6 protein-coding genes and 1 pseudogene are annotated in these 4502 nt (G+C 63.7%); 3 read left to right on the forward strand and 4 right to left on the reverse strand.

The window, feature by feature from the left end; all coding sequences use genetic code 11:
- Positions 1-444 precede the first annotated feature (444 nt).
- Positions 445-918, forward strand: a complete 474-nt coding sequence (locus ABZ463_RS41475) for a hypothetical protein (protein ID WP_362785699.1) — start codon at positions 445-447, stop codon at positions 916-918.
- Positions 919-1322: 404 nt separating this feature from the next.
- Here the strand turns inward: ABZ463_RS41475 and ABZ463_RS41480 are convergent, their stop codons facing one another.
- Together ABZ463_RS41480 and ABZ463_RS41485 are read right to left on the reverse strand one after the other, a co-directional pair.
- Entirely contained in the window at positions 1323-1445 is a 123-nt protein-coding gene (locus ABZ463_RS41480) for a hypothetical protein (RefSeq protein WP_362785702.1), read from the reverse strand.
- A 56-nt stretch (positions 1446-1501) separates the two neighbouring features.
- Positions 1502-1801, reverse strand: a complete 300-nt coding sequence (locus ABZ463_RS41485; RefSeq protein WP_352014884.1) for a hypothetical protein — start codon at positions 1799-1801, stop codon at positions 1502-1504.
- A 579-nt stretch (positions 1802-2380) separates the two neighbouring features.
- On the opposite strand from ABZ463_RS41485, the gene ABZ463_RS41490 reads away from it, so the two are divergent.
- Together ABZ463_RS41490 and ABZ463_RS41495 are read left to right on the forward strand one after the other, a co-directional pair.
- The gene (locus tag ABZ463_RS41490) at positions 2381-2557 is read left to right on the forward strand and encodes a hypothetical protein (protein ID WP_352014883.1); all 177 of its coding nucleotides are present in this window, start codon (positions 2381-2383) and stop codon (positions 2555-2557) included.
- A gap of 283 nt (positions 2558-2840) precedes the next feature.
- Positions 2841-3059: a hypothetical protein gene (locus tag ABZ463_RS41495; RefSeq protein ID WP_352014882.1), complete on the forward strand. Its 219-nt coding sequence runs from the start codon at positions 2841-2843 to the stop codon at positions 3057-3059.
- 596 nt (positions 3060-3655) lie between these two features.
- On the opposite strand, the gene ABZ463_RS41500 is transcribed toward ABZ463_RS41495, so the two are convergent.
- Positions 3656-4363, reverse strand: a complete 708-nt coding sequence (locus ABZ463_RS41500) for a neutral zinc metallopeptidase (RefSeq protein ID WP_362785706.1) — start codon at positions 4361-4363, stop codon at positions 3656-3658.
- Positions 4364-4417: 54 nt separating this feature from the next.
- Positions 4418-4502, reverse strand: a pseudogene (locus ABZ463_RS41505) (IS5/IS1182 family transposase); the annotation flags it as partial.

Below are 4502 nucleotides of genomic sequence, written 5' to 3' on the forward strand. Positions count from 1 at the left end.
GCAATCACGAAGGATCACGCGATGGCCGTCCTCATTCACGGCGCCACGCCATCTAGCTGGGGAAACTCATACACCACGTCCGTGGACGCAACCCGAACGGCCGCCGGGGTGACCGAGAAGTAAAACTGGAGCCCTTTCGGGAGGCCGTGCACCACCTCGCTCCGCCCGCACACGGACAGTTTCAATCGTTGATCCAGGTGAACTGATCGGGGCGGCGAGATCAGAGCGGGTTCGAATCCCACGCTCTTTTCTGCGCTGGAGAACGACGCCTGGCCAGGTCTTTTGGCTTGGTGGGGCGCCGTTGGTCGTTTCCGGGCTGCGCAGCCGTACGACATCGAGAGCGGTCCTCGGCCGGTGGCCGTCGAATACACATGGAATGATGTCGGTCACGTTTCTCCAGGTCACGCGCGAGAATTCCGTGCCGGGAGCAGTAGGAGGACAGCGGTGGAGCAGGTGGACTGGAGCCGGATACCAGGGCCGCGCTGGTACCACCCCGAGAGCGCGCGAGCCGCCGTGGAGGCGCTGGGCCGGTCCTCGTCCGCTCAACAGGCCGCCCGTGCGTTGGCCGATCTTCGGTACGCGGTCACGAACGACCACGCCGGAACCCTCTATCCGGCCGCCGTTCCCGCGACGGGCGTGCTTCTGCGGGCGATCGACGAACGGCCGGGGGCACCCCGGCAGGAAGCACTGAACGCGTTACTGGACTGGTGGGGATGCCTCCCCGAGCCGGGGTTCGAGACCTATGAGAATCCGCTGTCCGGATCGGTCGGCCTGGTTGAAGGGATCATGAGCCACGTCCGTGACGCCACGGACATACTCCGTCGTGTCGCCGATGATCGGTCAGGAGACGGTGGACATCGTCCCGCAGCGGAACTGCTGGCCCGACTCAACAAGGGCTGGGACGAGGCAGTCGGCTGATCCGGGGGAAGCAATGGCAGAACCAAAGCCGGTCGGCGGTATGGCTCTGCCCTTGTGGTCAAAGGTCCTGACTTTTCGTCTCATCCAAAGGGGAGACATGATCACAGCCTGTGGCCACAAGGCTGTGGGCTGCTGTCCCGTTGGCGCGGGGTCACTCGTGCCATGGCCCCGCCGACGGGTCCGGTGTCAAGGCGAGCACTCCCGTTCCCCGCACCCGGCTCCCACGCGTCAGAGTGAACGGGCTGACACTGTACGTCGCGGCGATTTCAGGAGCCAGTTCGAAGGCCGCCCAGGTCCACTGTAGGCGCGGGCGAAGTCAAACCATGTTTTGGTAGTCAGGAGAGAAAGCGGGGGCCCGGCCTCCATGTTGAATGCCTGGCCCCGCTTGGTCTCCTTCCGCAGGTTCACAGAAAGCTCTCGGCGAGCGCCTTGGTGCGCAGGGTCTTGGAATTCTCCCGGCCGCCGACTTTCCAGCGAACGACACAGGACGGCGCATTGTTCGCTGGGAAGTTCGCGACGGCATCCACGAGGAACTCATCGGCTCGGTTGCGCTCGATCTTCTGGCGCCGTCTCAACTCGTTGCTTAGCCGCGCTTGTCCAACCACCAGAGGTGGAGGGACCCATTGAAGTAGGCGGAGGATGTGCCGCCCACCGGCACCCAGTTGCCCACCACCACCTGTCGCTGGTTCTGACGGTCGATGTAGGCGATGTTGATGCGCTGTTCTCCGGTACCGGTGGTGCAGGTGCTGGCACCGTAGCCGCCCCATGTGTTCACGGTGCAGCTGTCGGGAATGGCGTGGGCCGGTGCGGCGGTGGTCAGCAGCAGGCCGAGGGAGAGAAGGGCGGTGGTGGAGAAGGCTGCCGCTCGTTTCCTGGATTTCACGTGCACTTCCTCCGGTATTCTCGAAAGTCGATCACACAAACCTCGTTTAGGAAAGTTTCCTAAACAGAAGATACTTGTCCGGAGATCGGCGTCAAGAGGTGTCTCACCGGCGCCATGGACGTTGGGAAGACTCGCCTCACCAGAGGCAATGTGGAACGGCGGTTCTGGGTGTCGGGAAATCCGGCGTGAATGTGCTGTCCGCCCACCCCCGCCCGACCGGTGAGCGGACAGCAGGCCGCCCCCTCACGCCGGTTCTCGCGGATCTCGAAGTCCATCGCACCCCTTCATCCGGGGTGTTGCGACGACCGTTGGAACGGAAGTCAGGGCGGGGGCGCTGGTGCCGACGCCAGTGGTTGGTGTCGTCGGTCTGGCTGGGATGGACGATTTCGGGCAGTCCGCGGCGAGCTCGGTCAGGGTGCCTCGTTCGGCTTCGGCGGCGAATCGGTGATGCGCGGCGCGGCCGTCCGCTTTCCCCTCGGTGAGGTGCGGATTTCGCACGCAAAAATGTGATCTGAATCACAGGTAAGGTAGTTGGTATATTGTTTGTAATCTTTGTCTTGATTGCTGTGCAATGGAGAAATGGTCAAGATTGATTGCCGTACTTGCGGTGCCCACGCCGAGTTCCCCGTCTCCCATGTGGAGGCGAACAACAAGCTGCTCAATCAGTGGTGGGACGACGCTCACGTCGGCTACGACGACGCCGATGAACATGAACAGGAGATCACTCGGGCCTCGAACAGGTCATGGGACTTCTGAGCCTGAGGTCTGGGGCTCTTCCGGGCGGTGAACGCCCCGCTGCTCATATGGCGGCGGGGTGCGCTACCCGTTCAACAGCGTGCGGATCGCGGACTCCAGGTACCGGTGGCGCCACCTGTTGCTTCGGGGGCGGAGCCAGGAGCCGGGCCACCTTCCACGCCTCGCAGTACGTCCTGACGTGTCCATTCGACTCGCCGCATGCGAGCCATGTCGCCGAATAGGCTCAGGCGGATTGCTCCCTGATGCTGTATCTTCGGCATATCTCACATGGCGAGGAGCTGCTGTGTCCTCCAACGAGCTGGTCATCCTCTTCGGTATCTCCTACGAGGCGATATTCGGCCTGCTCGCGGGCGTTGTCCTCGTCGTCTTCAGCGTTGGTTTCACCGCCGCGCTTATCCTCGTTCTTTTCACCCTGTGCCGTCGGTTTTTCAAACGCGGACGAGGGTTTCGGTCCGGGAATGAACGCGCGGAGCATAACTTCGTGTTCGAGTGGCTGAAGTAGAGCTCCTGATCGCTGCGTTTGCCGTTTCGCCGGCGCACCAGGGCATGCATGCTTGAGCAGCACGTCCATCCCATGCTCCGCCCGTTCGGCCCGTTGAGCCGGAGCGACACGGCCGCGTGCCGCAGGTCATACGGCAGGGCTGCTGGCGGAGAGACGAACTACTCGGGCGCGAGAGCGAAGGTCGGCGTCGTCTTCAGCGACATGTCCACGGTTCGCCTGCGCCGAAACCGGTCCGTGCATCCCGACACCCCTATCCAGGGGAGAGAGCCGACGGTTGGCGGTACGCCCAACGATCTGCCTTCTCCGACCAGGAAATACGGGCGTGACGTCGTCGGCTCTCCCGAGTCGGGTTTTCCCTGGTGACGACCTTGCCAGCAGTTGGGCGCACCATACCGGTCACCGTCGGGGACATCGGCCGGCTCGTCCATCTGATCAGAAGTCGGCTCAAGCCCACGGTGTACCGTCCCGACCCCGCCCAACGGAGTCGTCGCCGCGACAGGCCTCACGCTCGACTCGCTGTGATCTCCGGTTTCTCCGCCGGTGGTCAGGAGGCCCGGTTCCGTGTCCCGGAACCGGGCCTTCCACTTCGGCGGCGATCAGGAAACGCGGGCTGCCGGCGCGGTCCAGGTGTTGCACGCGGCCGGGGAGGCGGCGGCGAACCCCTTCCGCAGCCAGGCGACCCGATTCTTCCCGTTGCCGTGGCTGCGCTCCTTGTCGAACGCCTCGTCGCCGCTTTCCCGGTAAAGGTCCACAACCTCCTGCCAGTCCTCGTCCTGGTACTCCTGCGAGGCCCAGATACTGCGCATGAACGCCGCTCCCAGACAGTCGGCCTGCAGTTCGAAACGACGGCTCTGCGCCAGCGCTTGAGCTTTGGTGCGGGCCGGCATGTTCCAATAAGAGGCCGACATGCCGGTGAGATTCTGAACGTGATGGGCATATTCATGTGCGATGAGGTGCAGCGCCACCGGGTCGGCCGGATCCTCGATGGCGTATTCACCGATCAGGACCACCAACTGTCGCTTGTCGTCGCAGTAGCGGCCGGTGACGTTCTCGCCCCAAGCTGACCCGCACGCGCGAGTGGGTTTTGCTATGAACCGGATTTTTGGATTCCTGAACGGTAAGCCGACCTTCTTCAGCTGCGCGGACCATGAGGCGTTCAGGCAGTTCAGCATCGCGGTCAGGTGCTTTTTGGTGGCGGTGAAGCTGCCGGAGTCCTCCGGTTGGATACCACAGGGCACCGTCAGCTTGCCGCTGCGGTACAGCGGGTTGCGGGTCAGCGCTTCGGTGCCGGTGGGGACAGGCACGCTGGCGGCGCCGGTACCAGCATGGGCGGTACCGGTAAGCAGTAAGACCGTGACTCATTTGGTGAGGCGGCGGTAGCAGATGAGGGCTGCGGCGATGGCGACGAAGGATGCGAAGTGGTCTGCGCGGCGTTCGTAGCGG

Source organism: Streptosporangium sp. NPDC020145, from assembly GCF_040631275.1.
Classification (GTDB): domain Bacteria; phylum Actinomycetota; class Actinomycetes; order Streptosporangiales; family Streptosporangiaceae; genus Streptosporangium.